The sequence below is a fragment of the Reyranella sp. genome (assembly GCF_004297405.1).
Lineage (GTDB): Bacteria > Pseudomonadota > Alphaproteobacteria > Reyranellales > Reyranellaceae > Reyranella.
Window position 1 is genome coordinate 887,105 of sequence record NZ_SCVC01000006.1, and the last position, 25,210, is coordinate 912,314.

The following is a 25,210-nucleotide window of genomic DNA, read 5'->3' on the forward strand; positions in this document are numbered from 1 at the left end:
CGGGTCGGCCAGTGTTCTTACCCGAAGAGAAGCAAGTTTCGGATAAAAATGAACATGAAGACGACCAAGATCGCCGGCCTCGACCATATCGTTGCGTGGGACGAGGCCGAACAGCGACACGTCTACCTCGAAGACGCCGATCTCGTGTTCAAGGGCAATGAGATCGCCCATGTCGGACCGGGTTACACGGGTCCGGTCGACACGACCATCGACGGCAACGGGATGATGGCGATCCCCGGCCTGGTGAACGTGCACAGCCATCCCTTCTCGGAGCCCGCCAACAAGGGGCTCACTGAGGAGTATGGCAGCGACAAGCTCGGCCAAAGTTCGCTCTACGAATATCTCACCGTCTTCGGTCTCAATCCCGAGGATGCCGGCCCATCCTCGAAGGTTGCGGTGTCCGAGCTGCTGAAGAGCGGCGTCACGACCATCACCGACCTGTCGATGGCGCGCGACGGCTGGGTCGACGACCTCGCCTCGACCGGCATTCGCGCCGTCGTCTGCCCAATGATGCGCCAGGGCGTCTGGTACACCAAGAACGGCTACACCGTTGAATATGCCTGGGACGAGAAGGCCGGCGAGAAGGCCTTCGAGACCTCGATGAAGACCCTCGACGCAGCGGCCAGGCATCCGAGCGGCCGCATCTCGGGCATGGTCGGCCCGGCGCAGATCGACACCTGCCGTGAAGGCTTCTTCAAGGAGGCGTTGCAGGAGGCGCGGCGGCGTGGCCTGCCGATGCAGACGCATGCCTGCCAGGCCGTCGTCGAGTTTCACGAGATGGTCCACCGCCACGGCAAGACGCCCATCGAGTGGCTCGATTCGATCGGCGTGCTCGGGCCCGATCTCATCATCGGCCACGGCATCTTCCTCAACGACCACCCGCAGATCCACTACCCGCATGCCAACGACTTCGAGCGCTTGCGCGATTCGGGAGCATCGGTCGCCCACTGCCCGACCGTGTTCGCCCGCCGCGGCATGGTGATGAACTCGATCGGCCGCTACATGAACGCGGGCATCACCGTCGGCATCGGCACCGATACCTTCCCGCACAACATGCTCGATGAGATCCGGCTGGTCTGTTACCTCGCCCGTGTCTTCACCATGAACTACAAAATGGGCACGACGCGGCATGCCTTCGAAGCGGCCACAGTCGGCGGCGCCAAGATCCTGCGCCGGCCCGATCTCGGACGCCTGGCGCCGGGCTGCAAGGCCGACTTCTCGCTGGTCGACATGAGCCATCCCTACATGCAGCCGGCGCACGAGCCGGTCCGCAGCCTGATCTACTCGGCGAGCGACCGCGCCATCCGCCACGTCTATGTCGACGGTGCGCAGGTCGTGCGTGACGGCAAGGTGCTGACGGTCGATGTCGAAGCCGCAACGGCCGGCCTGATCGAGGGCCAGCGCAAGCGGCTCGAAACGGTGAGCCAGCGCGATTGGGCCGGCCGCAGCGCCGAACAGCTCGCCCCGCCCGTCTACGGCACGCGCGAACGCTTGCCGCAGTCGCGTCCGGTGACGTGACGTCGACGAAGGTTGGCGTTAGGCGTCGGGCACGCCCGAGGTCGTCGAATACTCGAAGTGCAGCGGCGTCTCGGGATGGATCAGCGCATAGGCCGAGCGTGCCGCAATGGCGGCCTCGGAGAAGCCCGTCAGGATCAGCTTCAGCTTGCCAGGATAAGTGACGACGTCACCGACCGCGAAGATGCCGGCCTTGCTGGTGGCCGAGGTCGAGGGGTCGATCTCGATCTGGTTGCGCTCCAGCGCCAGGCCCCATTCCGCGATCGGCCCCAGCGACATCGAGAGGCCAAAGAACGGCAACAGCACGTCAGCCGCGATCTTCTTCGTGGCGCCATCGAGCGTCGACACGACCACCGAGGAGAGATGTCCAGCGGTCCCTTCCAGACCATGGAGCTGATACGGCACGACGAGGTCGATCTTGCCGGCCTGGGCCAGTGCCTTCAGACGCGCCTCGCTCTCGGGGGCGGCGCGGAACCGGTCGCGGCGATGGACCACCGTCACGCGGCTCGCGACCTCGGACAGCGACAACGCCCAGTCGACCGCCGTGTCGCCGCCGCCCGCAATCACCACCTTGCGGCCACTGAAGGTCTCGCGGTGCGTCACATAGTAGAAGACGCTCTTGCCTTCGTAGGCTTCGATGCCCTCCAGCGGCGGACGGTTGGGGCCGAAGGCGCCGACACCGGCGGCGATGATCACCGCCTTGGTCTGCAGCACGGTGCCCTTCGAGGTTGTCACCCGCCAGAAGCCGCCGGTCAGCGGCTCGAGCGCCTGGACCTGCTGGCCAAGATGGTAGACCGGCCGAAAGGGCGATGCCTGCGCCTTCAGGCGGACGATCAGCTCCGCCGCCTCGATACGCGGAAAACCCGGAATGTCGTAGATCGGTTTTTCAGGATAGAGCGCCGTGCACTGCCCGCCGGCATCGTCGAGCACGTCGACGACATGGCAGTTGAGGCGAACCATGCCGCATTCGAACACGGTGAAGAGGCCCACGGGCCCCGCGCCTATGATGACGACGTCGGTTTGGTGCGTATGTCCGTTGGCCATGGTCCTAAACTGGCGCAGGCAGCGCGCAAATGAAAGGCCCCCGGCCATGATGGACCGGGGGCCAGAATTTGGTAGCTGGGGGCGGACTTGAACCGCCGACCCCGGCATTATGAGTGCCGTGCTCTAACCAGCTGAGCTACCCAGCCATGGGTGCGCGCTTTTATGCGGCCCCGCGGCGGCCTGTCAAGAAAGCCAGAACCGGCCTTTCGTGCGGTTATTGTCCCGCGGTAACTGCAGTGCCATCGAAGCGATCCACAGGCTGGCCGAGAAAGCTCAGGATCGTCGGGGCGATATCGACCAGGCTGGTCGTGCGCTCGATCCTGCCCTGGCCAAAATCGGGATGAACGAGCACCAGGAAGGGTCGCGTTTCCTGCGGTCCCAATCCGCCATGATGACCGCAGCCGATCTCCGGCGGGCCTTCGCCGTCCTCGACCAGCCAGCGTGTTCCGGCAACGCCGTAGCCGTTGCGCTCATCGTGGCGTGCCGTGTCGACGGCCGCGAACAGCATCTTCCCCGAGAGGCCCGTGGCCGCCAGCATCTCGCCAGTCAGGATCGCGCCGACCCACGGCTCGTGCCGCATGTGCGGGAACACTCCTTCGAGCGCAGGCCTCGCCTTCTCCGTTGCGTAGATCAAGGCGCTGGTGCCCTGCGAGGCAACGGCGATCCGGCCGTGCCGCAGCTCGGCCTCCAGACCGTTTTCCGACAGCCATCGAGCGATGTGAATCGAGCGACCGACCGTCTCGTGCCCATGATCCGATCCGACCACCACCAATGTGTCGAAACGATCCTCGTGCGCCCTCACCGCGTCGAGGACTTCCCTCACCAGCCCATCCGTCACCTTGAGGGCCTGCAGGTGCTCGGGCGAACCCAGCGGCTCGTGATGCAGCGTGAGATCGGGATTGGCGAGCCACAGGACGCTCAGCGCATGTTCATCCGACGGCACGATCTCGGCGCAGAAGCGCCGCGCCATCTCGATGTCACCGGCGAGATCGTGAGTGACCGCCAGATGCGCCGCTCCTGTAAGTGCCGCACCACCGGGACCGAAGGAACCGGCGCGATGCAGCACGGTCCCGAAATGATCCGGATCGAGGAAGTAGGCAGCCCCCGGAGAAACATTCGAATAGGCCACCTGCCCGCCGCACGAGGCCAGCCGTTCGGCGAGCGTTGGCACGCGCAAGGTCTGGCCCGTGACCTGCCGCATGGTCTGCCGGAAGGACGGCGCCCCGACATTGTGCACGGTGAGGCGGCCGTCCTCGAACAGCGCCATCTGGTTGCCTTCGAGGCCGTGGCGCGCCGGATGGCAGCCCGTCGCGATGGACGCCGCCGAGACGCGCGTTACCGACGGGAAGACCGCGCGATGATCGCTGGCGCTGCGATGGCCGGCCTGCAGGGCCGCCAACGTGGGCGTCCGTTCCGCATTGATCCATTCTGCGCCGAGGCCATCGCAGACGATCAGGATGGCCCGGCGGCGACGCGATGAAGTCATGCCGACATGATAGGCAATGCCACGTCCGGGGCCATCGTCATTCCGCCTGTATGCCGGCTTCCGAAACGATCTTGTCGCTCTTCGCCACTTCCTCGCGCACGAACTGCCGGAACTGCTCGGGTGTCGAGCCTGCCGGAACAGCGCCTTGGTCGCGCAGGGCCGCCTGGACGTCGCTGGCGGCCAGCGCTGCGATCAGCCCGTCATGCAGGCGATCCACGATCTCCTTCGGCGTTCCCTTCGGCACGGCAACACCCACCCAGGTGTTGAACTCGTAGCCAGGGAAGCCGAGCTCGGCCATCGTCGGAACGTCGGGCAAGGGTTCCGACCGCTTCGACGACGTCACGGCAAGTGCGCGCAGCTTGCCCGACCTGACGAGAGGAACCGCCGGCGGCACGCTGCTCACCGCCATGTTGAGATGGCCGCCCACAGCGTCCTGCACCAGCGGTCCCGAGCCTTTGTAGGGAACATGAAGGAGCTTCGCCTTGGCCATGGACGAGAGCAGTTCGGCGGCCAGATGCTGAGGGCTGCCGCTGCCGATGGAGCCGTAGCTGACGGTGCCCGGCTTGGCCCGCGCCGTTTCGATGAGTTCACCGAGCGATTGCGACGTCGCGGCCGGCGCAACGAAAACAAGCGGGAACGTCGCCAGCAGGCTGACCGGTTCGAAATCGGTCCGCGGATCGTAGGTCATGTTCTTGAAGAGGCTGGCGTTGATCGCCATCTCGCTCGCCGCACCGAACAGGACCGTGTAGCCGTCCGGCGCGCTCTTCGCGACGCTCGCCGCGCCGATCATGCCGGTGGCGCCCGGCTTGTTCTCGATGACGACGGATTGCCCCAGGAATTCCGAGAGTCTCTGAGCCATCGCCCGCCCGGTAATGTCCGTGCCGCCGCCGGGCGGATACGGAATGACTAGCTTGACCGGCTTGGTGGGATAGGACGCCGGCTGCGCCATCGCGAGAGACGGTGCCGCGCCGAGAGCTAAGAGGCCGGTTGCGATACGGAGCTGTTGGCGCCGTGTGAGGAGGCGGTGGGATCGATCATCGTGCATCCGGGCCTTATCGGAGCGGCCCGTGACGCGGCAATGACAACCGCCTGTGACCTATTTTTCCTGCATCGAACGCGCGTCCCACAGACGCACGATGTAGCCGTCGGGATCGTGCAGCTCCGCGCCGTATCCCCAGAAGACCTTCTGCGGGCCGTGCGCGAAAGCAACACCCCGCTTCGACCATTCGGCATGCGTTGCATCGACGTCGTCGACCTGGAACCAGAGCGCAGTGCCGTTCGCTGCAACAGGCGATCCCGATTCCTGCAGGAAGATCGCAAAGCCTTCGCCGTCCTGAAGAGCGACTGTCCGCCGATCGGGGACTTCGAATTCGACCTTGAGACCAAGTGTCGACATGTACCAGGTGCGTGACCGGTCGAGATTGCTGACCGGAAGGTTGAGATGATCGAACTTCATCATCACTCGAACCTCTTGATGAAACCTCCTCCCAACACGCGGCTGCCGGTGGCGGCATCGTAGACCACACAGGCCTGGCCGGGAGACACGCCGATCTCGGGGTCGGCAAAGCGCACGATGGCGCCTGCCTCTGTCAGCTCGACGGTGGCCGGTCGCAACGTCTGGCTGGATCGAACGCGGACCTGCACGTCCAATGCTCCCGAGGTCACGGGACCAATCCAGTTCACGTCGTAGAGCGCGATCTCGTCTCGCCCGAGCGCACTGCGTGGACCGACCACGACGCGTCGCGTCGCGGGCTCCAGCCGCACGACATAGAGCGGATCGTTGTCGGTACCCTCGCGGCCACCCAGCGCCAGGCCGCGACGCTGCCCGACGGTGAACCGCACGATGCCTTCGTGGCGGCCCACCACCCTGCCCGCCATGTCGACGATCTCGCCGGGCTCGACCGCCTCGGGCCGGAGTTTCTGGACGACCGAGGCATAGTCACCGTTCGGCACGAAACAGATGTCTTGGCTGTCGGGCTTGTCGGCGACGGCGAGGTCGAAGCGCTCGGCCAAGGCGCGCGTCTCGCTCTTGGGCAGGTCGCCCAGGGGGAAGCGCAGGAAGTCGAGCTGCTCGCGCGTCGTGCCGAACAGGAAATAGCTCTGGTCGCGCGCCGGATCGGCACCACGGTGCAGCTCCGGCCCGGCCTCACCTGCGACGCGTCGTACATAGTGACCGGTCGCCAGCGCCTCGGCGCCGAGCTCGCGCGCCGTCTTCAGGAGGTCGCGGAACTTCACCGTTCGATTGCAGGCGATGCACGGCACCGGCGTCTCGCCACGGGCATAGGCGTCGGCGAAGGACTCCATCACCTCGTTGCGGAAGCGGCTTTCGTAATCGAGCACGTAGTGAGGCATGCCCAGCCGGTCGGCGACCTGGCGGGCATCGCGGATATCCTGGCCGGCGCAGCAGGCCCCCGCCTTCCCGACCGCCACGCCATGGTCGTAAAGCTGCAGGGTGACTCCCACAACATCATAGCCCTGATCCTTCAGCAGCGCCGCCGTGACCGACGAATCGACGCCGCCCGACATCGCGACCACCACGCGGGTGTCGCCGGGCGCCTTGTCGAGACCGAGGGAATTGCGGGCCATAACGGGGCCTATATAGGCCCGCCGAAACGGCAACAACAGGGCCCGGTGACGCGTTACCGTCGACCTATGCGCGACCATGAACCCGCTATCCGGCGCTTTTTCGAGGCCTATCAGGCCCGTATGAACGACGCTCTGAAGGCCCCGCCCCAGGTCGACATCAAGAAGGCGCTCGCCGCTTTCGCCAGGTACTTCGTCGGAAGCAGTCCCCGCGGCGTCTCCGGCGGACGGAACGGCTGGCTCCTGCGGTTCATGATCCCGCGCGGCTATGCCTTCTACCGGAAGATCGGCACCGAGCGCATGGAGGTACGCGCGCTCAAGGTGACGCCCCTCGACGATTTCCACGCCATGGCCAAGACGAGCTGGTGGTCAAGCTACCGCAAGAAATCCGGCGAACGGGTCGAGATCGAGTTCGACAACATCTACCTGCTGCGCATCCCCGATGGCGGCGCACCGGAGATCTTCGCCTACATCACGGGCGATGAGCAGCAAGTGCTGAAGGATCACGGCCTCGTCTGAGGCCGGGGCCACAGCCCGTCAGTCGCGCCGGCGACCGGTGTCGCGCACGACCTTGGCGACGCCGTTGCGGTCGTAGACGATCGCCACGCGGTCACCCATCTGGATGTCGCCGTCGTCGTATTGCGCCACGGTCACGCGCTGGCCATCGTCACGCTGCACGGTGATCTCGATGCCGCGGCGCGTGGATTCCTGATCGACCGCGGTGCCGACGATGGCGCCGCCGACGGCGCCCAGCACGCCGCCCACGACCGCGCCGCCCACCGAATTGGAGATTGCTCCGCCGGCCGCCGCGCCGCCAATGGCGCCGACCGTGCCGCCGATCATCGTGCCATCGTTCATGCCGCCACGTTGGCCGCGCACCCGGACCTCGCGGATGGAGACTACTCGTCCCACCTCACCGCGGTAGCTGGCACCCTGCGCCGACGTATTGACCACACCTGGCTGGACCGCGCCGCTGCTGCCGTTACAGGCGCCGAGGCTGGCCGCGAGCGCAGCCGGAACCACCAGGGCCAAGGCCCATTTGCCGATCCACTTGCCAAACATCCGATGACGACCTTTCACTGTCTCGTTCAGAACACTCTAGCGCATTCAGTCGGGCGCGCGGGAGGTGTCTCGCACGGCCCGGGCAACACCCCGGCCGTCCTGTACGATCTGCACCCGGTCGCCGAGCTGCACATCGCCGTCGTCACGCTGCGCTATGGTGACGTTCTGGCCGTCGTCGCGCTGGACCACGACCTCGATGCCACGTCCCGCCGCCTGCTGGCCCTCGAAGATGTTACCGGCGATAGCGCCGCCAACGGCGCCCAGGAGCAAGCCGACGACGCTGCTGCCAACCGTCTGACCGATTGCGCCGCCGAGGGCCGCACCTGCGGCTGCCCCCAGGAGCCCGCCGGTCATGGTCCCCTGACCGCTGCTTCGGTAGGAGCCACCGCCGCCCTGCAGGGCGATTTCACGAATGGAAACGACACGGCCAGGTCCAGCGACTGCACTGTTGTAGGTGTAGGCCGAGTTCGCCGCCTGTGGCGGTGGGACATTCGACGAGGTCGTGACGACGCCGGGTTGGCCTGCCGTCGTCTGGACAATGCCAGGTTGGACTGCATTGGACGCGCAGGCACCGAGCCCCGCCACGAGGATCAGTGGCAGCAGCACAGGACGCACCTTTGTCACGATCATCGACGGCCTCCGGGGACCGAGCAAAATCGCTTCTATTTTCGACTAAATTGCGGCGTCGAACCAGTACCTCGCGGGTACGCTAGTCGCGCTCCTCGATCCAGGCGGCCTGGATCGCTTCCAAGATCTTTTCGTTGGAGCGATTGGGATCGTCCTCGAAATCGGGCAGCTCCATCACCCAGCGGTGAAGGTCGGTGAACCGTAGATTGACATTGTCCACATCGGGATGGCTCTCCTCGAGCTCGATCGCGATGTCATGGACGTCGGTCCAGCGCAGCTTGCGTGCCATCGCGCCCTCTCCCCCTTACTTGTCGACCATCATGTTGCGGGTCGCCGCCGGCAGGCGCACCACCAGCCCGTCCAGCGCCTCGCTCATGCGGATCTGACAGCCGAGCCGCGACGTGTGGGTCAGGCCGAAGGCGAGGTCGAGCATGTCTTCCTCGTCATCGCTGGCCGGCGCCAGTTGGTCGAACCAGTCCTTCTCCACCACGACGTGACAGGTCGAGCAGGCGAGCGAACCCTCGCAGGCGCCTTCGACGTCGATGTGATTGCGATGGGCGATCTCGAGCACGCTGAGACCGATCGGCGCCTCCACTTCCTTGCGCGATCCGTCCCTCAGGATGAACGTCATCTTCGGCATCTCAGTCTCTCTTACTCCTTGCTCGCTACTCGCCGACTCTGTTTTCCAACTCGCCGACCGAGAGGCCCGATAGCGCCTCACGGATGCCGCGGTCCATGCGACGTTCGGCGAAGGGCTTGGACAATGTCTCCAGCGCTTCGGCCGCCGCATTGATCTCGTCGCGGCTTTCGCCGGCCATCGCGGCTTCGACGGTGGCGCGGGCCTCGTCGATTGCCGTACGTTCCTCACCCGACAGCAGCGAACCGTCCTTGGCCAGCGCTGCTTCCAGGGCCAGCAGGCTGCGCCGCGCCTCGACGCGCGCTTCGGTCAGCAGCCGCAACGTCATGTCGGCCTCGGCGTGGTCCATGCTGTCGTAGAGCATGTCGGCCATGTCTTCGTGGCTGAGGCCATAGGACGGTTTCACTTCGATTCGCTGCGCGATACCGGTCGTGCGCTCCTCCGCCGAGACCGTGAGCAGGCCGTCAGCATCGACCGCAAAGGTGACGCGGATGCGCGCCGCCCCGGCCGTCATCGGCGGAATGCCCAGAAGCTCGAAGCGTGCCAGGCTGCGGCAATCCGCGACCATCTCGCGCTCGCCCTGCACGACATGGATCGCCATGGCGCTCTGGCCGTCCTGATAGGTCGTGAAATCCTGCGCCAACTGGACCGGGATCGGCGTATTGCGCGGCACGATCTTCTCCACGATGCCGCCCATGGTCTCGAGGCCCAGCGACAGAGGCGTCACATCGAGCAGCAAAGTATCGCCACCGCCAGTCAGCGCCTCGGCCTGTAGTGCGGCGCCCAGCGCCACGACCTCGTCGGGGTCGATGTCGGTGAGCGGCGGCTTGCCGATCATGCCGGCGACCTTCGTGCGCACCAGCGGCACGCGCGTCGAACCACCGACCAGCACCACGCCCTGCACTTCCGCCGCCGTCATGCCGGCGTCGTCCAGCACATGGCGCGCGATACCGAGCGTGCGCTCGACAAGGGCATCGGCCATCGCGTCGAACTCGGACTTCGTCAGCGCATGGAACGATGGCGTGCCTGCAATTTCGAGCCGTCCCGAAGTCTGATCGCGGTCGGAGAGCTGTTCCTTCATGTGACGCGCGAGCGCCAATGCCGTCTTCACCGCGGCTTCGTCGACCTGGTCGGCAAGGCCATCGCGCTTGCGTTCCGCCAGCATGCGCTCGGCAATGGCGCGATCCAGATCGTCGCCACCCAGGGCCGTGTCGCCACCGGTCGCCAGCACCTGGAACACGCCCTTCTCCAGCCGCAGCACGGAGAAATCGAAGGTGCCGCCGCCCAGATCGTAGACCGCGTAAAGTCCTTCGGAACCCTTGTCCAAGCCATAGGCCAGCGCCGCCGCCGTCGGCTCGTTCACCAGGCGCAGCACTTCGAGGCCGGCAACGCGCGCGGCATCGCGGGTCGCCGTGCGTGCGGCATCGTCGAAATAGGCCGGGACGGTGATGACGGCCCGTTCGACCGGCTTCTCCAGCGCTTCTTCGGCGCGCTGACGCAAGGCCTTCAAAATCTCGGCGGAGATCTCGACCGGCGAGCGCGCCTTGCCGCCGATGCGCAGCTTCACCATGTCGGTCTCGCCGGTGCCCGGCTCGATCTCGTAGGGCAGCACGCCAGCCACCGCATGGACATCGCCGGCGCCACGGCCCATCAGCCGCTTGATCGAGGAAACGACGTTCTTCGGCTCGGCGGCCGCGACCTGACGCGCCTCATCGCCTACCAGAACGCCACCGGCGGCTGGATAGGCGACCACGGACGGAACCAACGCCTTGCCCAACTCGTCGTGCAGCGCTGCGGGTACACTCTCCCGTGCGATGGCGACCACGGAGTTGGTCGTGCCGAGATCAATGCCGACCGCCAGCGATCCCTCGCCGGCATGCGGCAAGGGCGTTTCACCCGGCTCGTGGATCTCCAGCAAAGTCATGCTCTGGACCGTTCTATATTCATGCGCCGCGCACGCGCTTCCTCGGCGAACTTGTCGAGATAGCGCAAGCGAAGGAGCGTTTTTCTGATGGCCGACTTGTCGTTTGCCAAGAACAAACTACCGAGATCCGCCATCGCCTTGTTCATTTCGTTACGCGCCTTGGCCGCCAGCCCATCGATCGCCTCGCTGCTGGGCGCCTCGTGCAATTCTTCGCGCGCCTCCATCGCCTCCATCAACAGATCCGGATCGTCGATGGTCTTGCCGTCACCGGGCAGTTCCACGCCCTTGAGTTCGGCGAGATAGACGGCGCGGCTGAGCGGATCCTTCAGGGTCCGGTAGGCGTCGTTCAGGGCGGCCGCTTCGATCGACGCGCGTGCGCGTTCTTCAGGTGGCTTGGCGACGAAGCGGTCGGGATGCCACTGGCGCTGGAGAGCGAAGTAGGCCCGGTCTAGCGACGCGGCCTCGAGGTCCAGCGCCGCCGGCAACCCCAGCCGCGCGAAATGATCCATGATCCGACTTCAGACGTGGAAGGATTCGCCGCAGCCGCAGCGGCCCTTCTCGTTCGGGTTCTTGAACACGAAGCCCGACTTCAGCTTCTCTTCCTCGTAGTCCATCTCGGTGCCGATCAGGAACAGCGACGCCTTGGGGTCGATCAGCAGCTTGATGCCGCCGCTCTCGACCACCTCGTCCATCGGTTCCTGCTTGTCAGCGAATTCGAGCGTGTAGCTCATGCCCGAGCAGCCCTTGCTGCGCACGCCGATGCGGATACCGACCGTGGGCTTGCCGCGGCCATCGATCAGCGCCTTGACGCGCTCGGCGGCAAGCGGCGTCACCGTCATCACCTGCGGGCGCGGACGGCGCGGCCTCGGGGCGCTACCGGACGCGGCGGGTGGTGCGGCAGGCTTTGCCGTATCCGTGGTCGTGCTCATGAACTCTGCTCCGACTGCTGGCTACTCGGCCGCTTCTTTCGGCTCTTCTTTCTGGGCCTTGGCGCGATAGTCGGCGATCGCCGCCTTGATCGCGTCCTCAGCCAGGACCGAGCAGTGGATCTTCACCGGCGGCAGCGCCAGATGACGTGCGATGTCGGTGTTCTTGATCGTCTCGGCCTCGTCGATCGTCTTGCCCTTCACCCATTCGGTGACGAGCGAGCTCGATGCAATGGCCGAGCCACAGCCGAAGGTCTTGAACTTGGCATCCTCGATCAGCCCGTCCGGGCCGACCTTGATCTGCAGCTTCATCACGTCGCCGCAGGCCGGAGCGCCAACCAGACCCGTGCCGACATCTTCGGCGTTCTTGTCGAGCGACCCAATGTTGCGCGGGTTTTCGTAGTGGTCGATCAGCTTTTCGCTGTAGGCCATGACACTCTCCTCAAATCTCAGCGCGACGCCCCAAAAGGCCGCGCATCGGTAAAACTAGTGGGCCGCCCATTCGATCGACTTCAGGTCGATCCCCTCCTGGGCCATCTCCCAGAGCGGGCTCATTTCACGCAGCTTGGTGACGTGGCGCACCAGCTCGTCGACGGCTGTGTCGACCTCATGCTCGGTCGTAAAGCGCCCGAGGCCGATGCGCAGCGAGGTGTGCGCCATCTCCTCTTCGACGCCCAGCGCCCGCAGCACGTAGCTGGGCTCCAGCGACGCCGAAGTGCAAGCCGAACCGGACGACACCGAGAGGTTCTTGATGCCCATCATCAGCGACTCGCCTTCGACATAGGCGAACGAGATGTTGAGGTTGCCGGGGATGCGCTGCTCCAGGTCGCCGTTGACGACGATATCCGTCAGCTTGGCCCGAAGCCCCTTCAGCATGCGCTCCTGGAGCTTGGCCAGGCGCTTGGCCTCGACGCCCATCTCCTTCATCGCGATCTCGCAGGCCTCGCCCAGCCCAACGCAAAGCGGCGTCGGCAGCGTGCCAGAACGGAAGCCGCGCTCCTGGCCACCGCCATAGATCATGGCGACCAGCCGCACGCGCGGCTTGCGGCGGACGTAAAGCGCGCCGATGCCCTTGGGGCCATAGATCTTGTGACCCGAGATGCTCATGAGGTCGATGTTCATCGCCTCGACATCGAGCGGGATCTTGCCGGCCGCCTGGGCGGCATCGGTATGGAAGAAGACCTTGCGCTCGCGGCAGATCTTGCCGATCTCGGCCAGCGGCTGGATGACGCCGATCTCGTTGTTCACGGCCATCACCGAGACCAGCACCGTCTTGTCGGTGATCGCCGCGCGCAGCACGTCGAGGTCGAGCAGGCCGTTCTGCTGGACCGGCAAATAGGTGACCTCGAAGCCCTGCTGCTCGAGATGGCGGCAGGTATCGAGCACACACTTGTGCTCCGTTACCGTGGTGATGATGTGGTTCTTCCGATCCTTGTAGAACTCGGCCACGCCGCGGATCGCGAGGTTGTTCGATTCGGTGGCGCCGGAGGTGTAGATGACCTCCTTCTCGTCCGCCCCGATCAGCTTGGCGATCTGGCCGCGCGCCTTCTCGACCGCCTCCTCGGCTTCCCAGCCGTAGGCGTGGCTGCGCGAGCCGGGATTGCCGAACTTGTGGGTAAAGTAAGGCATCATCACTTCCAGGACCCGTGGATCCATGGGGGTGGTAGCCTGGTAATCCAGGTAGATCGGCTGGTCGTTGCGCCGGATTTGGGTAATGGCTGTCATGCTAACCCCTTGATACTCCTACGCTGCTTCAGCCTGAGAAATATCCGACTGTGTCACTCGGATATATAGGTCCCGCCAGGCGGTGATCAAGCGCTCGATATCGGCCAGTTCGGTGTTCCAGCCCAAGCTAATTCTGACGGCGGTCGCGGCCTCCTCGGCCGGTACGCCCATAGCCGCCAGGACGGCCGAGCGCTGGACCTTGCCAGAGGAACAGGCCGCTCCGGCACTGATATAGACGCCGGCAAGATCAAGCGCCATGACCTGCGTCTCGGCCGGTACTCCTGGCATGGCGATGCAGCTCGTGTTTGTGATCCGCTTCGCGCAGGCGCCAAAAATACGCGCCTGCGGCGCAATCTGGACAAGAGAAAGTTCGATTCGATCGCGCCAGCCGGCGAGGTCGAGCCCCTCGGCGGCCTGTTTGCCAGCCTCTTGGGCGGCCGCGCCGAAGCCTGCGATCCCGGCCACGTTCTCCGTGCCGGCGCGGCGATTGGATTCCTGCCCGCCGCCCCTGCGGTCGGTCGCGAAGGGCGCGCCATTGCGCACCATCAGCGCGCCGACACCGGTCGGACCACCGATCTTGTGAGCGGACAGGCTGAGATAGTCGACACCGAGCCCGTGCACATCGACCGGGACCTTGCCGGCCGCCTGAACAGCATCGCAGTGCACGAGGGCGCCGGCGCCGCGCGCCAGACGCACGGCCTCGGCAATCGGTTGCAGCACGCCGGTCTCATTGTTGGCCAACATGACCGATACCAGGACCGGCTCGTCTCCGGACGAAGCCAGCGCCTGCTCCAGCGCCACCAGATCGACGACGCCGTTGCCATCCACGCCAACGATCTCTGCGCCGGGTACGGCCCGCAGCACACTGTCGTGCTCGACGGCCGAAACCAGTACGCGACGGCGGCCAGCACCAGAAAGCGCCAGGCTATTGGCCTCCGTCCCTCCCGAGGTGAAAACGATCTCGGTCGGCAATGCACCGACGAGCGAGGCCACCTGACGGCGTGCCGCCTCGACGACGGCGCGGGCCTTGCGCCCGGCTGCATGGACGGACGACGGATTGCCGCCGGCACGCAGCACTTCGACCATCGACTCGAACGCAGCCGGCCGCAGAGGGCTGGTGGCGTTGTGGTCGAGGTACGCGGACGCGGCCATGATCCAGGCAGTTCCTAGCTGGCGGCAGCCATCGACGATTCAGAACCGGGGACGCCCGGCGCCTCGATGATGCGCGGCGCAAGCTTGCGCTCCAGCACGTCATGCAGGGTGACCGAACTCAGGAACATATGGATCTGGTTGCCCAGCTCCTCCCACAGATCGTGGGTCAGGCACTTGCTGCGGTCGGCGCGGCAGCCGGTGGCACCCATCTCGGTGCAGCGGGTGGCGCTGATCGGCTCGTCGACCGCCAGAATGATCTCGGAGACCCGGGTCTCCATCGACAAGCGGGCCAGACGGTAGCCGCCGCCGGGACCGCGCACGCTCTTCACGAGGCCGGCACGCCGCAGCCGGGCAAAGAGCTGTTCGAGATAGGACAGGGAAATCTCCTGCCGGGTGGCAATATCCGACAGGGAAACCGGCTTCGCCTGGGCGTGGCGCGCCAGATCGACCATCGCCATAACGGCGTAACGACCCTTGGTGCTGAGCTTCACAGCATCCTCCTCATGGCCGGATCGCCCGGCCTTGCGTTACCGAACGCCTAAAGGTCTTGAAAACCAAGGCGTTACTAAGATATTCCGACCCCTCAAGTCGGGGTTCGGGGAAAAACCAACTGCGTAGCTCGGATTTAAATAATCCGAGTAAGTCGGTCAAGTATCAAGAATCCCCCCCATTCAACGCCCCAAATCGGTTACGACCGGAGGTCAACAGGGTGAAAAACCGGAGTCTCCATGCCTGATGTGATGTTCACCGGCCCCGAAGGTCGCCTCGAAGGCCGCTATCACCAGAGCAAGGAAGAACGTGCGCCGATCGCGCTGATCCTCCATCCCCATCCGCAATACGGCGGAACGATGAACCACAAGGTCGTGTTCTCGCTCTTCCACGTTTTTGTGAATCGCGGCTTCTCAGTGTTGCGCTTCAACACGCGCGGCGTCGGGCGCAGCCAGGGCCGCTTCGACAACGGCATGGGTGAGCTGTCCGACGCAGCAGCCGCACTCGACTGGCTGCAGAGCATGAACGCCGATGCCAAGTCGTGCTGGATCGCGGGCTATTCGTTCGGCGCCTGGATCGGCATGCAGCTCTTGATGCGCCGCCCTGAGATCGATTGCTTCGTCTCGGTGGCGCCGCCTGCCAACTCTTACGACTTCGCGTTCCTCGCACCCTGCCCCTCCTCGGGCCTGATCGTGGGTGCGGAGCGTGACGAGGTGGTGCCGCAGGCTGACATCCAGAAGCTGGTCGCACGGCTCTCCTTGCAGAAGGGCATCACCGTGGAGTCGCGCACCGTGAAGGGCGCCAACCACTTCTTCCACGACTCGCTCGACAAGCTCGCCATAGATGTCGACCGGTACGTCGCCAAGAGCCTGCTCAATCCACCCGGCCGTGCGACGAGCAACAAAGAGCCTTAAGGCTCGCTGAGCCGGCCGCCCGTCATCGGACGCGGCGCGCCGGTGGTCGTCGGATAAGTGAGCGGCAGGCCGCGCAAGGATCGCACGGCCAGGAAAGCGAAAGCCTGCGCCTCGAGCGCATCGCCGTCCCAGCCGAGATCGGCGGCCGTCACGACCTTGCCGTGCGTCTCATCCTCAATCGCGCGCAACAACGTCGGATTGCGCGCGCCACCACCACAGATCACCCATCGAAGGACGGGCGCGGGGAAGTGCCGGGCGGCCAAGGCAATGGCGCGCGCCGTGCCGCGCGTCAGCGTGGCCGCGCCGTCGGCAACACTCAGCCCTTCTGCCCAGGCATCGTTGAAATCGCCACGGTCGAGCGACTTGGGTGGCGTGCGCCCGAAATAGCGATGCTCGCTGAAGCGTTCGAGCCTCGCACGGTCGACCTTGCCCGATGCCGCCAAGGTGCCGTCCTTGTCGTAGCGTTGACCGGCACGACGCGCGCACCAATCGTCGATCGGCCCATTGCCGGGGCCGGTGTCGAAGGCGAGCAGCGACGCATCGGCGCCTACCCAAGTGACGTTGGCGACTCCACCGATGTTCACCACGGCAAGCGGCCGTGGCAGATCGCGCACGAGGGCCGCATGATAGGCTGGCACGAGCGGTGCGCCCTGCCCGCCTGCCGCGACATCGGCAGTCCGCAGATCGTTGACCACGCGCACGCCGAGCGCACGCGCCAGTGCAGCACCATCGCCGATCTGCCAGGTGAAGCGCCGCTCCGGACGGTGCGTGATCGTCTGGCCATGGAAGCCCACGAGATCGATCGTGGAGAGCGGTATGCCCTGCTCTTTCGACCAGCGCCGCACAGCATCGGCATGAGCCTCCGTCACCACCTGCTCGGCAGCGCGTGTCGCCTCGGAGGCCTGCTCCGCGCCAAAGGCTGCACGGATCGTGCGGCGCACGTCGTCAGTATAGGGAACGGTGATGCTGGGTCCATACGAAGCGATGCTCTCCCCGTCGGTCTCGATCAGGGCCACGTCGACACCGTCGACCGACGTACCGCTCATCAGGCCGAGAGCGCGCAACGGCCGTTCGGCGGCAACCTTGGCGAATGTCGTCGGGGACGATTTCATCGACATGCGGACCCGACGGCTCCGTTGAGGCACTGATGCGCTCATGTTACATCCACGACCCTCCATGAACAAACGAGCCAAGCGGTAACAGGCGGCGAAATGTCTGGTTTCAAGTCGGATTTCATGCGGATCGTGCACGAGCGCGGAATGGTGCATCAGTGCAGCGACGCCCAGCGCCTCGACGAGCTTCTCGCGAGCGGCGTCCGCACCGCCTATATCGGTTTCGACTGCACCGCCGATTCGCTCCATATCGGCCATCTGCTGCAGATCATGCTGCTGCGCTGGTGGCAGAAGAGCGGCCACCGGCCGATCGCGCTGATGGGTGGCGGCACGACCAAGGTCGGCGATCCCTCGGGCCGCGACGAGACGCGCCAGCTCCTGACGACGGCCCAGATCGACTCCAACATGGCGACGATCAAGCGGAGCTTCTCGAACTACCTCACCTTCGGCGACGGCCCGACAGAGGCCGTCATGGCCAACAACGCCGACTGGCTCGACGGGCTGCTCTACATCCCGTTGCTGCGCGACGTCGGCCGGCACTTCTCGGTCAACCGCATGCTGACCATGGACTCGGTGAAGCTGCGGCTCGATCGCGATCAGCCGCTCACCTTCCTCGAATTCAACTACATGATCCTGCAGTCCTACGACTTCGTGGAACTGCACAAGCGCTACAACTGCATCGCGCAGATGGGCGGCTCGGACCAATGGGGCAATATCGTCATGGGCGCCGACCTCGGCCGCCGCATGCAAGGCGCCGAACTGTTCGCTCTGACCTCGCCGCTGCTGTCGACCGCATCGGGCGCCAAGATGGGCAAGACGGCGGCGGGCGCGGTGTGGCTCAATCCCGACCGGCTGTCGCCCTACGATTTCTGGCAGTACTGGCGCAACACCGAGGACGCCGACGTCGGCCGCTTCCTCAGGCTGTTCACCGACATGCCTCTGTCGGAGATCGCCAAGCTGGAAGCGCTGCAGGGCCAGGAGATCAACGAGGCGAAGAAGATCCTCGCCACCGAAGTGACGGCGCTGGCGCACGGCAAGCAGGCGGCCGAGAGCGCCGCCGAGACGGCGCGCCGTACGTTCGAGGAAGGCACGAAGGCCGATACACTGCCGACCATCGACATGGCGCGCGCGAAGCTCAAGGCAGGCATCCCCGCCTTCGAGTTGCTGCACGATGCTGGTCTGGTGGAAAGCCGCAACGAGGCGCGCAAGCTCATCAAGGGTGGCGGCGCACGGCTGAATGACAAGCCGATCGCCAGCGATACGGCCACGGTGGGCGAAGGCGATCTCGATTCATCGGGCACGCTGAAGCTCTCGGCCGGCCGCAAGCGGCACGTACTGGTGCGCGCGGTCTGAGCCGCGGCATCAGCGCGTCAGTCACATCTCCCGGTTAGCGGGGTGGCGGCGCCTGTGATGTATCGGTCGGCGGCGTGTTGAAGATCTCGCGCAGAGCGCCAGGTGTCACGGCCGACATCATGTTGACGTCGCTCTTGAGATCGTCGAACCGGCCGTGCAGCCGATACGAGATGGCGAACAGGCCGCCGTCCTTACCGCCGGTCAGCAACGGCCCCAGCAGCGGTACATTCGACAGAAGATTGTTCAGCGCGAACGCCGGCACGATCACGCCGTAGAGCTGCGCCGTATCGTTACCGATATCGACGGTGCCCTGTGTCGTAAGCCCGATCGACTGACCGCTGGTACGGCCGTTGCGGATCTGGATGCGATCGGCCGCCTTGGAAACGTTGGCGCTCAAGCTGTCGAACTGCTGCAGCGCGTTGCCTGCACTGTTCAACCCGTCGATGGCGGCATTGAGCGTTCCGATCTCCGCGCGCGGCGTCACTTTCTGCAGACGATAGGGGCCCATCTTCAAAGTGCCGTCGAGCGGCGGATCCGCCCAGAGATCGTTGAACTTCCCTTCGATGTGCAGGTAGCCGTTGACCAGCCCGTCCATCCAGCCGGCCTGCGACAGGAGCTGTCCGAAGTCTGCGACATAGAGGAAGAGCGTGCGGCCAGATTGTCCCGGCGTCACGCGGAAGGTCGAGCCCTTGCCACCACCCAGGCCGAGATCGGCGAAGGTCACGCGATCGCCCATCATCTCGAAGCGGCCGTTGAGGTACCCCAGCGAGCCGTGCTTCAGGATCACGTCCTGGATCTGGATCGTCATCTTCGTGCTGGCGCGTGCGTCGGCTGCCGGGCCTTTGGGCTCCCGCTTTGCGATCTCGTTGCGAGCGCGTAGCGCTTCCTGCACGCGCGCCAATTCCAGCGACTGCCCCTTCAAGGCCACCTCAACCCCGCCAGGGACGCGCTTCCAATCGAAGGATAGGTCAGACCGGCCAAGCTTGGCCTGCTGCATGGTGACCTGTTGCAGCACATTGTCGGGACCGAAACGCGCCTGGCCCTTGGCCTGCAGGCCGGCACCGCGGCCCTCGAACTCAGCCGCGGTGAGCTTGCCGCCGGGAGCGAGCTTCAGGGTCAGATTGGCGAGACCATCGGCGCCCGCCTCCTTGGTGAGGGAGAGTGGTTCGACGAAGACCTTGGCCCCCTTGAGGTCGAAGCGGCCTACCACCTCACTCGTGTTGTTGGTCGCGACCTGATAGGACAGCGTCGTGCCGATCGGGCCGGACATGAAGGCGTCGACCGAAGGAAAGCCCGCTTTCGCGACGATCCCGGCATTCACCGTACCCTTGACGTCGTAGCGACGGCGGAATGGCGCCTTGGCCGCGAACATCTCGCGCCAGGTGAGTTCGATCGCATTGCCGTCGAGCTTGCCCTGCCCCGCAACATTGAATTCGGAGTCGCCATACTTCAGGCGCGCCGTGGCATCGGTGAGATCGAGTTCGCCCAGCACGTCCTTCAACGAGAAAGACGTGAGGGTCGCGTCGGCCTTGATGTCGATATCGGAAACGGCGAGTGCGTTGATGAGCGGGAAGCTCAGCGACAGGTCGATCGCGGCCTCGCCTCCCAATCGCCGATGGTCGTAGAGCACGTCCTTGGACAGCCCGAGCTTGGGCCGCGCCAGGAAACGGATGACATCCTGCGCCGAGCCTGTGATCGGCAGGCGCAAGGTCGCCGTCTGCGGCGGCGCGCTGTCGAGGGCAGCAAGTTCGATGGTGCCATCGGTAACCTTCAGGCCGACAGCGCTGCCCCGCTCCACATCGAAGCGCAAGGTCCCGTTCTCGTAACGCGCCTTGCCCGAGACGTCCTGCAGCTCGGGCATGTGCGGCATGTACCGTACGGTCATGCCGCCGTAGTCGAGCAGGCCGACCAGCCGGTCGACCTTCATGGCTGAGATGTCATCGACCGGTGAACTCAGCGCGAACTCTGCAGCAACGTCCAGAGCTCCCTTGCTGAGGTTCGTCATCGCCCATTCCCGGCCGCCGGTCGCGAACTCCAGCGGCCAGTAGTCGCCGAGCTTGTCGATCGGGATCTGCCGGATCTCGGCCCGGCCAGCGAACGTACGGCTGTCAGAGGTCCGCGTGCCACTGCCAGTAACGAGAATCCTGGCGGCGCCAAAATCCATCTCGACCTTGTCGATATTGGCCGTGTGCTGGGTGGTGTCGACGGAGAAGCGAGCCGTCAAGCCGCGCACCTCGTGCGCCGCCTGCAGTATACCCGGCAGGGTAACGTTGCCTGCACCACCGGTAATGTCCACGCCAACGGTCCGGATTTCGCCCTGCCCGGTCGCTTCGATCTGCATGCGGCCTGACAACTTGACGTCGACACCGCGCAACAGCACGAGATCGGGCGACAGGTCGGCAAACACCCAAGGCTTGAAGCCGTCGATCCCGGCTTCGACGGAGATGCGGCTGCGGTCGCGCGTATAGACTCCGGAGAGCGACGTATCGACCGGGTCGCCATGCCCGATGAATCGGGCATTGGCCTTGATCGACACGCCGGCCGCATCGCGCCTCAGTTCGGCATTCGCCGCCGGCGCCGTCCAGACCAGGCCCGACCTCAAGTCTCGCAAGGTCACTTTTGCCTGCGCCACCTTCACCGAGTCGAGTTGGCCCATCAGGGACTTGTAGTTCGGCTCGGCGAGAAGCTGGTCGATCAGGATCGACACCGCCTCTCCCTGCGCGCCCCCTGAATCGGACGTGAAGATGCGCTTGAACACGCCGCCGTCGCGGGCGATGTCGGCCTCGATGACCGGTCGCTCGACCACGATCGTGGTCGGCAGGAAGACGCCCTGAAAGACCGACCGGGGCTCGAAGGTCAACGCCGCATCCGGCGCCGAAGCGATGATCTGGTTCTGGCCGTTGGCGAAGCGCAGTCCATGGAAAACCAGTTTCATGGGCTCGCTGATGCCGGTCCACTCGAAGGCGAGACGGTCGAACTCGGGGCGAATCTCATTGCCCGGCACGTCGATCAGTCGCGTGATCTGGGGCTTCAGGAAGTCGAGATCGACCGGGCCGGCCGACAGGCGAATCGCGGCCACAATGACCAGCGCAGCCAGAACCAGCACGACACCGGCCACAGCACGGACACAGACCCGATAGGTTCGCTTGACCAAAACCGACTCTTCCCGGTTCTTGACGATGGTGACTCGCTTGAGCGAGCGTGCCAACGGACAAGAGCAATTTAACTGTCGATGTATTGAATGTCTTGGCTTTCGATCACCCGCCTGCCGCGACCGCACGATTCCGAACGGCAGAGCGTGGCATGGACCCGCTGGAAAGAGCGCACCGCACCACCGGACAACGCAGCAGGCGTTGCCCTGCTCGATGCACTGTTCGGGAACAGCCCCTACCTGACGGAGACGGCGCTACAAAACCCCGATTTTATGACCGATATATGGCGTCACGGGCCGGACGCCGCCTTCGCCGATCAGATGTCACAACTCGCCGCAGCGCATGCCGACGCGCTGGCCGGTGCCAAGCCCGAGGCGATCGGGGCAACTCTGCGGCGGCTCAAGCGTCGCGTGGCTCTTACTGTCGCTGTCGCCGACATCGCCGACGTCTGGTCGCTCGACCGCGTCACCGGCGCACTCAGCGACTTTGCGTCAGGCTGCTTGGGCGCGCTCATGGACTCCATCCTCCTGCAGCTCTCCCGGGACGGGCAGCTCGGTATCGGCAACGATCCCGAAGCGGCGGCTTTCACCGTACTCGGCATGGGGAAACTCGGCGCCGGTGAGCTCAACTATTCGAGCGATATCGATCTGATCCTGCTCTACGACCGTGATGCGCCGGCGTTGGCTGGCAACGAGCAGCTTTCCCGTCACTTCGTGCGCGGCGCCCGCCTCCTGGTGCAGCTCATGTCCGAGGCTTCGGCGGAAGGCTATATCTTCCGCACCGATCTCAGGCTGCGCCCCGACCCCGGCTCGACGCCGCTGGCCATGTCGGTGCAGGCCGCAGAACTCTATTACGAAAGCGTCGGCCAGAACTGGGAACGCGCCGCCATGATCAAGGCGCATCCGGTGGCTGGTAATCGCGCGGTAGGTGCGGCCTTCCTGAAGGACATGACGCCGTATATCTGGCGCAAGCACCTCGACTTCGCGGCCATCCACGACATCCATTCGATCAAGCGCCAGATCGACGCCCATCGCGGCGGCGGCACGGTCAAGGTGCTGGGCCACAATGTGAAGCTCGGCCGCGGAGGCATCCGCGAGATCGAGTTCTTCGCCCAGACCCAGCAGCTCATTTTCGGCGGACGCAATCCTTCGCTTCGTCTGCGCGGAACCTGCGAGACGCTTCGTGCCCTCGCCGCGGCGGGCCACGTCACGTCGCGCGCGGCCGAGGAACTGATCGAGGCCTATGGCTACCTGCGGCGGGTCGAGCATCGGCTGCAAATGATCGACGACCGCCAGACCCATTCGCTCCCCGCGGACGAAGCGGGCGTCGCTGCCGTCGCGACCTTCCTGGGCTACGACGACCCGATGAAGTTCCAGGCCGATCTCCTGGACACGCTACGCTGCGTGGAAAGCCACTATGCGCGTCTGTTCGAGGAAGCACCGAGCCTTGCTGGGCCTGGTGGCAATCTGGTCTTTACCGGCACGGACGACGACCCCGGTACGCTCGAGACCCTGAAAGCTTTGGGTTTCCGCGATACCTCCGCCGCCGCTGCGATCGTGCGGCGCTGGCATCATGGCCGCTATCGCTCGACCGCCACGGCTCGTGCGCGAGAGCTGCTCACCGAACTGATGCCGGGCCTGCTCAAGTCCCTGGGCGAGACGGCGTCTCCCGACCAGGCGTTGCTGAACTTCGATCTCTTCCTCGGCAACCTGCCGGCCGGCGTGCAGCTCTTCTCGCTGTTCAAGGCCAACCCGGCGCTGCTCGAACTGCTGGCCACCATCATGGGCAGCGCGCCGGGGCTCGCCGCCCATCTTTCCCGGCGTGCCCTCCTCCTCGATTCGGTGCTCTCACCCGATTTCTACCGGCCACTGCCGCCGGCGGCGGAAATGACCGCGGAGCTTGCCGCGATACTGGCGCGTGTCGATCACGAGCAGGACATTCTCGATCTCGCGCGGCGCTGGACCAACGACCGTCGTTTCCAGGTAGGCGTGCAGCAGCTCAAGCACATCGTGAAGCCGGCCCAGGCGGGTCACGCCTATTCCGATATCGCTGCCGCCTCGATCTCCGCTCTCTGTGACCGGGTCGAACAACGCTTCGCCGACACGCATGGTGGTTTCCAGGGTCAGCGGCTCGCGGTGCTGGGCCTCGGCAAGCTCGGCAGCCGCGAAATGTCGGCGACATCCGACCTCGACCTGATCTTCGTCTACGATATCCCCGATGGCATGGAAGTGTCGGACGGCGCCCAGCCACTGTCGCCGATCCAATACTACACGCGGCTCAGCCAGAAGATCGTGACGGCGCTCACCGCCCACACCAACGAAGGCGCGCTCTACGAGGTCGATATGCGGCTGCGCCCGTCAGGTCGCGCCGGCCCGCTCGCCAATTCGCTGGAAGGCTTCGAGACCTATCACGCGCAATCCGCCTGGACCTGGGAACACATGGCGCTGACGCGCATGCGCGTGATCCATGGCCCGTCCGCGCTGGTGGGCAGGTTGACCGAGATCGTGAAGGCGACCCTTTGCAGGACACGCGATCCCGCAACGCTCGTGCGCGACGTGGCCGACATGCGCGACCGCATCGCCCAGCATGCGCCACCCAAGAGCGCCTGGGACTTCAAGCACCTGCGTGGCGGCCTGTTCGATATCGACTTCGTGGCGCAATACCTGGCACTGCATCACGCCGCCAAGCACCCCGACATCCTCGATCCGCATCCCGCCGAGATGCTGCAGCGCATGGCAACGGCTGGCCTGATCGCCACCGAGGATGCCGATCGCCTGTGCGCCACGCGCACCCTGCTGTCGGACGTGCAAAGCCTGTTGCGGCTCACCCTGAACGGCGATGAAGCCGCGTTCGACGAGACGAAGGCACCCGAAGGCCAGCGGCGCCTGATCGCGGCGACCGAAGGCGCGAGCGATCTCGGCGATCTGCAGATGCGGATCGGCCGCGAAGCCGACACCGTGCGTGCTATATACGAGCGTATCGTCGAGGCCCCGGCCCGCGCTGCCGGCTGGGTCCCTCGCAAGGAAGGCAAAGGAAGCGAACGATGAGCGTCGAGGAAGGCAAGAAGGCTCCGGATTTCACCGCCCCCACCGACGGCGGCAAGAAGCTCAAGCTTTCCGAACTGCGCGGCAAGCCTGTGGTGCTCTACTTCTATCCCAAGGACGATACGCCGGGCTGCACCACGGAAGCGTGTGGTTTCCGTGATGCCGCGCCGGACTTCAAGAAATTGAAGGCGCAGATCGTCGGCGTCTCGAAGGACAGCGTTGCCCGCCACGACAAGTTCAAGGCCAAGTACGACCTCAACTTCCCGCTGGTCTCCGACGAGGACGGCAAGATCTGCGAGAAGTACGGCACGTGGATCGAGAAGAGCCTCTACGGCCGCAAGTACATGGGCATCGACCGCGCGACCTTCCTGATCGACAAGGACGGCGTCGTCCGCAAGGTCTGGCACAAGGTCAAAGTGAAGGGTCACGTCGACGAAGTGCGCGAGGCACTGGCGGCGCTTTGAT

Annotated in this window: 24 protein-coding genes and 1 tRNA gene; 6 read left to right on the top strand and 19 right to left on the bottom strand. The window is 65.2% G+C overall.

Going from position 1 to position 25,210, the window contains the following annotated elements; translation table 11 throughout:
• Nucleotides 1-54 precede the first annotated feature (54 nt).
• A complete protein-coding gene (locus EPO50_RS06785) occupies nt 55-1,518 on the top strand; it encodes an amidohydrolase family protein (protein ID WP_296342255.1) in 1,464 nt (487 codons plus the stop codon).
• An 18-nt stretch (nt 1,519-1,536) separates the two neighbouring features.
• Here EPO50_RS06785 and EPO50_RS06790 read toward each other — a convergent pair whose 3' ends face one another.
• The 6 genes from EPO50_RS06790 to mnmA form a co-directional block, all read right to left on the bottom strand.
• Nucleotides 1,537-2,559 carry an NAD(P)/FAD-dependent oxidoreductase gene (locus EPO50_RS06790; RefSeq protein WP_296342257.1) on the bottom strand — a complete coding sequence of 341 codons (1,023 nt, stop codon included), beginning with the start codon at nt 2,557-2,559 and terminating at the stop codon, nt 1,537-1,539.
• 69 nt (nt 2,560-2,628) lie between these two features.
• Nucleotides 2,629-2,705: transfer RNA gene (locus EPO50_RS06795), tRNA-Met, on the bottom strand.
• A gap of 68 nt (nt 2,706-2,773) precedes the next feature.
• Nucleotides 2,774-4,045: an alkaline phosphatase family protein gene (locus EPO50_RS06800; protein ID WP_296342259.1), complete on the bottom strand. Its 1,272-nt coding sequence runs from the start codon at nt 4,043-4,045 to the stop codon at nt 2,774-2,776.
• Nucleotides 4,046-4,082: 37 nt separating this feature from the next.
• The gene (locus EPO50_RS06805; RefSeq protein WP_296342261.1) at nt 4,083-4,994 is read right to left on the bottom strand and encodes a tripartite tricarboxylate transporter substrate binding protein; all 912 of its coding nucleotides are present in this window, start codon (nt 4,992-4,994) and stop codon (nt 4,083-4,085) included.
• Nucleotides 4,995-5,141: 147 nt separating this feature from the next.
• Nucleotides 5,142-5,504, bottom strand: coding sequence for a VOC family protein (locus EPO50_RS06810; protein ID WP_296342263.1), 363 nt, complete (start codon nt 5,502-5,504; stop codon nt 5,142-5,144).
• Nucleotides 5,504-6,631, bottom strand: coding sequence for a tRNA 2-thiouridine(34) synthase MnmA (gene mnmA, locus EPO50_RS06815; protein ID WP_296342265.1), 1,128 nt, complete (start codon nt 6,629-6,631; stop codon nt 5,504-5,506). The genes EPO50_RS06810 and mnmA overlap by 1 nt, the downstream gene beginning before the upstream one ends.
• A 66-nt stretch (nt 6,632-6,697) precedes the next feature.
• Here mnmA and EPO50_RS06820 point away from each other — a divergent pair, with 66 nt between their 5' ends.
• Nucleotides 6,698-7,147 (top strand): nuclear transport factor 2 family protein, encoded by a 450-nt coding sequence (locus tag EPO50_RS06820; RefSeq protein ID WP_296342268.1) that lies wholly within the window; start codon nt 6,698-6,700, stop codon nt 7,145-7,147.
• Between the two features lie 18 nt (nt 7,148-7,165).
• On the opposite strand, the gene EPO50_RS06825 is transcribed toward EPO50_RS06820, so the two are convergent.
• The 11 genes from EPO50_RS06825 to EPO50_RS06875 form a co-directional block, all read right to left on the bottom strand.
• The gene (locus EPO50_RS06825; RefSeq protein WP_296342270.1) at nt 7,166-7,690 is read right to left on the bottom strand and encodes a glycine zipper domain-containing protein; all 525 of its coding nucleotides are present in this window, start codon (nt 7,688-7,690) and stop codon (nt 7,166-7,168) included.
• A gap of 45 nt (nt 7,691-7,735) precedes the next feature.
• Nucleotides 7,736-8,320, bottom strand: coding sequence for a hypothetical protein (locus tag EPO50_RS06830; RefSeq protein WP_296342271.1), 585 nt, complete (start codon nt 8,318-8,320; stop codon nt 7,736-7,738).
• Nucleotides 8,321-8,399: 79 nt separating this feature from the next.
• Entirely contained in the window at nt 8,400-8,606 is a 207-nt protein-coding gene (gene iscX, locus EPO50_RS06835) for a Fe-S cluster assembly protein IscX (RefSeq protein WP_296342273.1), read from the bottom strand.
• Between the two features lie 15 nt (nt 8,607-8,621).
• Complete coding sequence (locus EPO50_RS06840) at nt 8,622-8,957, bottom strand: ferredoxin family 2Fe-2S iron-sulfur cluster binding protein (RefSeq protein WP_296342275.1); 336 nt, start codon at nt 8,955-8,957, stop codon at nt 8,622-8,624.
• A gap of 25 nt (nt 8,958-8,982) precedes the next feature.
• The gene (gene hscA / locus EPO50_RS06845; protein WP_296342277.1) at nt 8,983-10,878 is read right to left on the bottom strand and encodes a Fe-S protein assembly chaperone HscA; all 1,896 of its coding nucleotides are present in this window, start codon (nt 10,876-10,878) and stop codon (nt 8,983-8,985) included.
• On the bottom strand, nt 10,875-11,387 hold the full coding sequence (gene hscB / locus EPO50_RS06850) for a Fe-S protein assembly co-chaperone HscB (RefSeq protein ID WP_296342278.1): 513 nt from the start codon (nt 11,385-11,387) through the stop codon (nt 10,875-10,877). Before hscB ends, hscA begins: the two co-directional genes overlap by 4 nt.
• 9 nt (nt 11,388-11,396) lie before the next feature.
• Nucleotides 11,397-11,807 carry an iron-sulfur cluster assembly accessory protein gene (locus tag EPO50_RS06855; RefSeq protein WP_296342281.1) on the bottom strand — a complete coding sequence of 137 codons (411 nt, stop codon included), beginning with the start codon at nt 11,805-11,807 and terminating at the stop codon, nt 11,397-11,399.
• A gap of 21 nt (nt 11,808-11,828) precedes the next feature.
• On the bottom strand, nt 11,829-12,236 hold the full coding sequence (gene iscU, locus EPO50_RS06860; protein ID WP_020695587.1) for a Fe-S cluster assembly scaffold IscU: 408 nt from the start codon (nt 12,234-12,236) through the stop codon (nt 11,829-11,831).
• 54 nt (nt 12,237-12,290) lie between these two features.
• A complete protein-coding gene (locus EPO50_RS06865; RefSeq protein ID WP_296342286.1) occupies nt 12,291-13,529 on the bottom strand; it encodes an IscS subfamily cysteine desulfurase in 1,239 nt (412 codons plus the stop codon).
• Between the two features lie 18 nt (nt 13,530-13,547).
• Nucleotides 13,548-14,681 carry a cysteine desulfurase family protein gene (locus tag EPO50_RS06870; protein WP_296342287.1) on the bottom strand — a complete coding sequence of 378 codons (1,134 nt, stop codon included), beginning with the start codon at nt 14,679-14,681 and terminating at the stop codon, nt 13,548-13,550.
• A 14-nt stretch (nt 14,682-14,695) separates the two neighbouring features.
• Nucleotides 14,696-15,172, bottom strand: a complete 477-nt coding sequence (locus tag EPO50_RS06875) for an Rrf2 family transcriptional regulator (RefSeq protein ID WP_296342288.1) — start codon at nt 15,170-15,172, stop codon at nt 14,696-14,698.
• 237 nt (nt 15,173-15,409) lie between these two features.
• Between EPO50_RS06875 and EPO50_RS06880 the strand changes: the two genes are divergently transcribed.
• Nucleotides 15,410-16,084, top strand: a complete 675-nt coding sequence (locus EPO50_RS06880) for an alpha/beta hydrolase (RefSeq protein ID WP_296342289.1) — start codon at nt 15,410-15,412, stop codon at nt 16,082-16,084.
• Here the strand turns inward: EPO50_RS06880 and EPO50_RS06885 are convergent.
• Nucleotides 16,081-17,196 carry an anhydro-N-acetylmuramic acid kinase gene (locus EPO50_RS06885; protein ID WP_296342290.1) on the bottom strand — a complete coding sequence of 372 codons (1,116 nt, stop codon included), beginning with the start codon at nt 17,194-17,196 and terminating at the stop codon, nt 16,081-16,083. The genes EPO50_RS06880 and EPO50_RS06885 overlap by 4 nt on opposite strands.
• Before the next feature lie 99 nt (nt 17,197-17,295).
• Here EPO50_RS06885 and tyrS point away from each other — a divergent pair, with 99 nt between their 5' ends.
• Nucleotides 17,296-18,549, top strand: a complete 1,254-nt coding sequence (tyrS, locus tag EPO50_RS06890; RefSeq protein WP_296342293.1) for a tyrosine--tRNA ligase — start codon at nt 17,296-17,298, stop codon at nt 18,547-18,549.
• A gap of 34 nt (nt 18,550-18,583) precedes the next feature.
• Here the strand turns inward: tyrS and EPO50_RS06895 are convergent, their stop codons facing one another.
• Nucleotides 18,584-21,757, bottom strand: coding sequence for a DUF3971 domain-containing protein (locus tag EPO50_RS06895; protein WP_296342295.1), 3,174 nt, complete (start codon nt 21,755-21,757; stop codon nt 18,584-18,586).
• A gap of 33 nt (nt 21,758-21,790) precedes the next feature.
• Here EPO50_RS06895 and EPO50_RS06900 point away from each other — a divergent pair, with 33 nt between their 5' ends.
• The gene (locus tag EPO50_RS06900) at nt 21,791-24,748 is read left to right on the top strand and encodes a bifunctional [glutamine synthetase] adenylyltransferase/[glutamine synthetase]-adenylyl-L-tyrosine phosphorylase (protein WP_296342298.1); all 2,958 of its coding nucleotides are present in this window, start codon (nt 21,791-21,793) and stop codon (nt 24,746-24,748) included.
• Nucleotides 24,745-25,209, top strand: coding sequence for a thioredoxin-dependent thiol peroxidase (gene bcp / locus EPO50_RS06905; protein ID WP_020695578.1), 465 nt, complete (start codon nt 24,745-24,747; stop codon nt 25,207-25,209). Before EPO50_RS06900 ends, bcp begins: the two co-directional genes overlap by 4 nt.
• The last annotated feature ends 1 nt before the right edge of the window (nt 25,210 follow it).

Bases quoted from the DNA above. Each gene is read 5' to 3' on its own strand.
- EPO50_RS06785 (WP_296342255.1), top strand. From the start codon at position 55: ATGAAGACGACCAAGATCGCCGGCCTCGACCATATCGTTGCGTGGGAC.
- EPO50_RS06790 (WP_296342257.1), bottom strand. From the start codon at position 2,559: ATGGCCAACGGACATACGCACCAAACCGACGTCGTCATCATAGGCGCG.
- EPO50_RS06800 (WP_296342259.1), bottom strand. From the start codon at position 4,045: ATGACTTCATCGCGTCGCCGCCGGGCCATCCTGATCGTCTGCGATGGC.
- EPO50_RS06805 (WP_296342261.1), bottom strand. From the start codon at position 4,994: ATGGCGCAGCCGGCGTCCTATCCCACCAAGCCGGTCAAGCTAGTCATT.
- EPO50_RS06810 (WP_296342263.1), bottom strand. From the start codon at position 5,504: ATGATGAAGTTCGATCATCTCAACCTTCCGGTCAGCAATCTCGACCGG.
- mnmA (WP_296342265.1), bottom strand. From the start codon at position 6,631: ATGGCCCGCAATTCCCTCGGTCTCGACAAGGCGCCCGGCGACACCCGC.
- EPO50_RS06820 (WP_296342268.1), top strand. From the start codon at position 6,698: ATGCGCGACCATGAACCCGCTATCCGGCGCTTTTTCGAGGCCTATCAG.
- EPO50_RS06825 (WP_296342270.1), bottom strand. From the start codon at position 7,690: ATGTTTGGCAAGTGGATCGGCAAATGGGCCTTGGCCCTGGTGGTTCCG.
- EPO50_RS06830 (WP_296342271.1), bottom strand. From the start codon at position 8,320: ATGATCGTGACAAAGGTGCGTCCTGTGCTGCTGCCACTGATCCTCGTG.
- iscX (WP_296342273.1), bottom strand. From the start codon at position 8,606: ATGGCACGCAAGCTGCGCTGGACCGACGTCCATGACATCGCGATCGAG.
- EPO50_RS06840 (WP_296342275.1), bottom strand. From the start codon at position 8,957: ATGCCGAAGATGACGTTCATCCTGAGGGACGGATCGCGCAAGGAAGTG.
- hscA (WP_296342277.1), bottom strand. From the start codon at position 10,878: ATGACTTTGCTGGAGATCCACGAGCCGGGTGAAACGCCCTTGCCGCAT.
- hscB (WP_296342278.1), bottom strand. From the start codon at position 11,387: ATGGATCATTTCGCGCGGCTGGGGTTGCCGGCGGCGCTGGACCTCGAG.
- EPO50_RS06855 (WP_296342281.1), bottom strand. From the start codon at position 11,807: ATGAGCACGACCACGGATACGGCAAAGCCTGCCGCACCACCCGCCGCG.
- iscU (WP_020695587.1), bottom strand. From the start codon at position 12,236: ATGGCCTACAGCGAAAAGCTGATCGACCACTACGAAAACCCGCGCAAC.
- EPO50_RS06865 (WP_296342286.1), bottom strand. From the start codon at position 13,529: ATGACAGCCATTACCCAAATCCGGCGCAACGACCAGCCGATCTACCTG.
- EPO50_RS06870 (WP_296342287.1), bottom strand. From the start codon at position 14,681: ATGGCCGCGTCCGCGTACCTCGACCACAACGCCACCAGCCCTCTGCGG.
- EPO50_RS06880 (WP_296342289.1), top strand. From the start codon at position 15,410: ATGCCTGATGTGATGTTCACCGGCCCCGAAGGTCGCCTCGAAGGCCGC.
- EPO50_RS06885 (WP_296342290.1), bottom strand. From the start codon at position 17,196: ATGAAATCGTCCCCGACGACATTCGCCAAGGTTGCCGCCGAACGGCCG.
- tyrS (WP_296342293.1), top strand. From the start codon at position 17,296: ATGTCTGGTTTCAAGTCGGATTTCATGCGGATCGTGCACGAGCGCGGA.
- EPO50_RS06900 (WP_296342298.1), top strand. From the start codon at position 21,791: ATGTCTTGGCTTTCGATCACCCGCCTGCCGCGACCGCACGATTCCGAA.
- bcp (WP_020695578.1), top strand. From the start codon at position 24,745: ATGAGCGTCGAGGAAGGCAAGAAGGCTCCGGATTTCACCGCCCCCACC.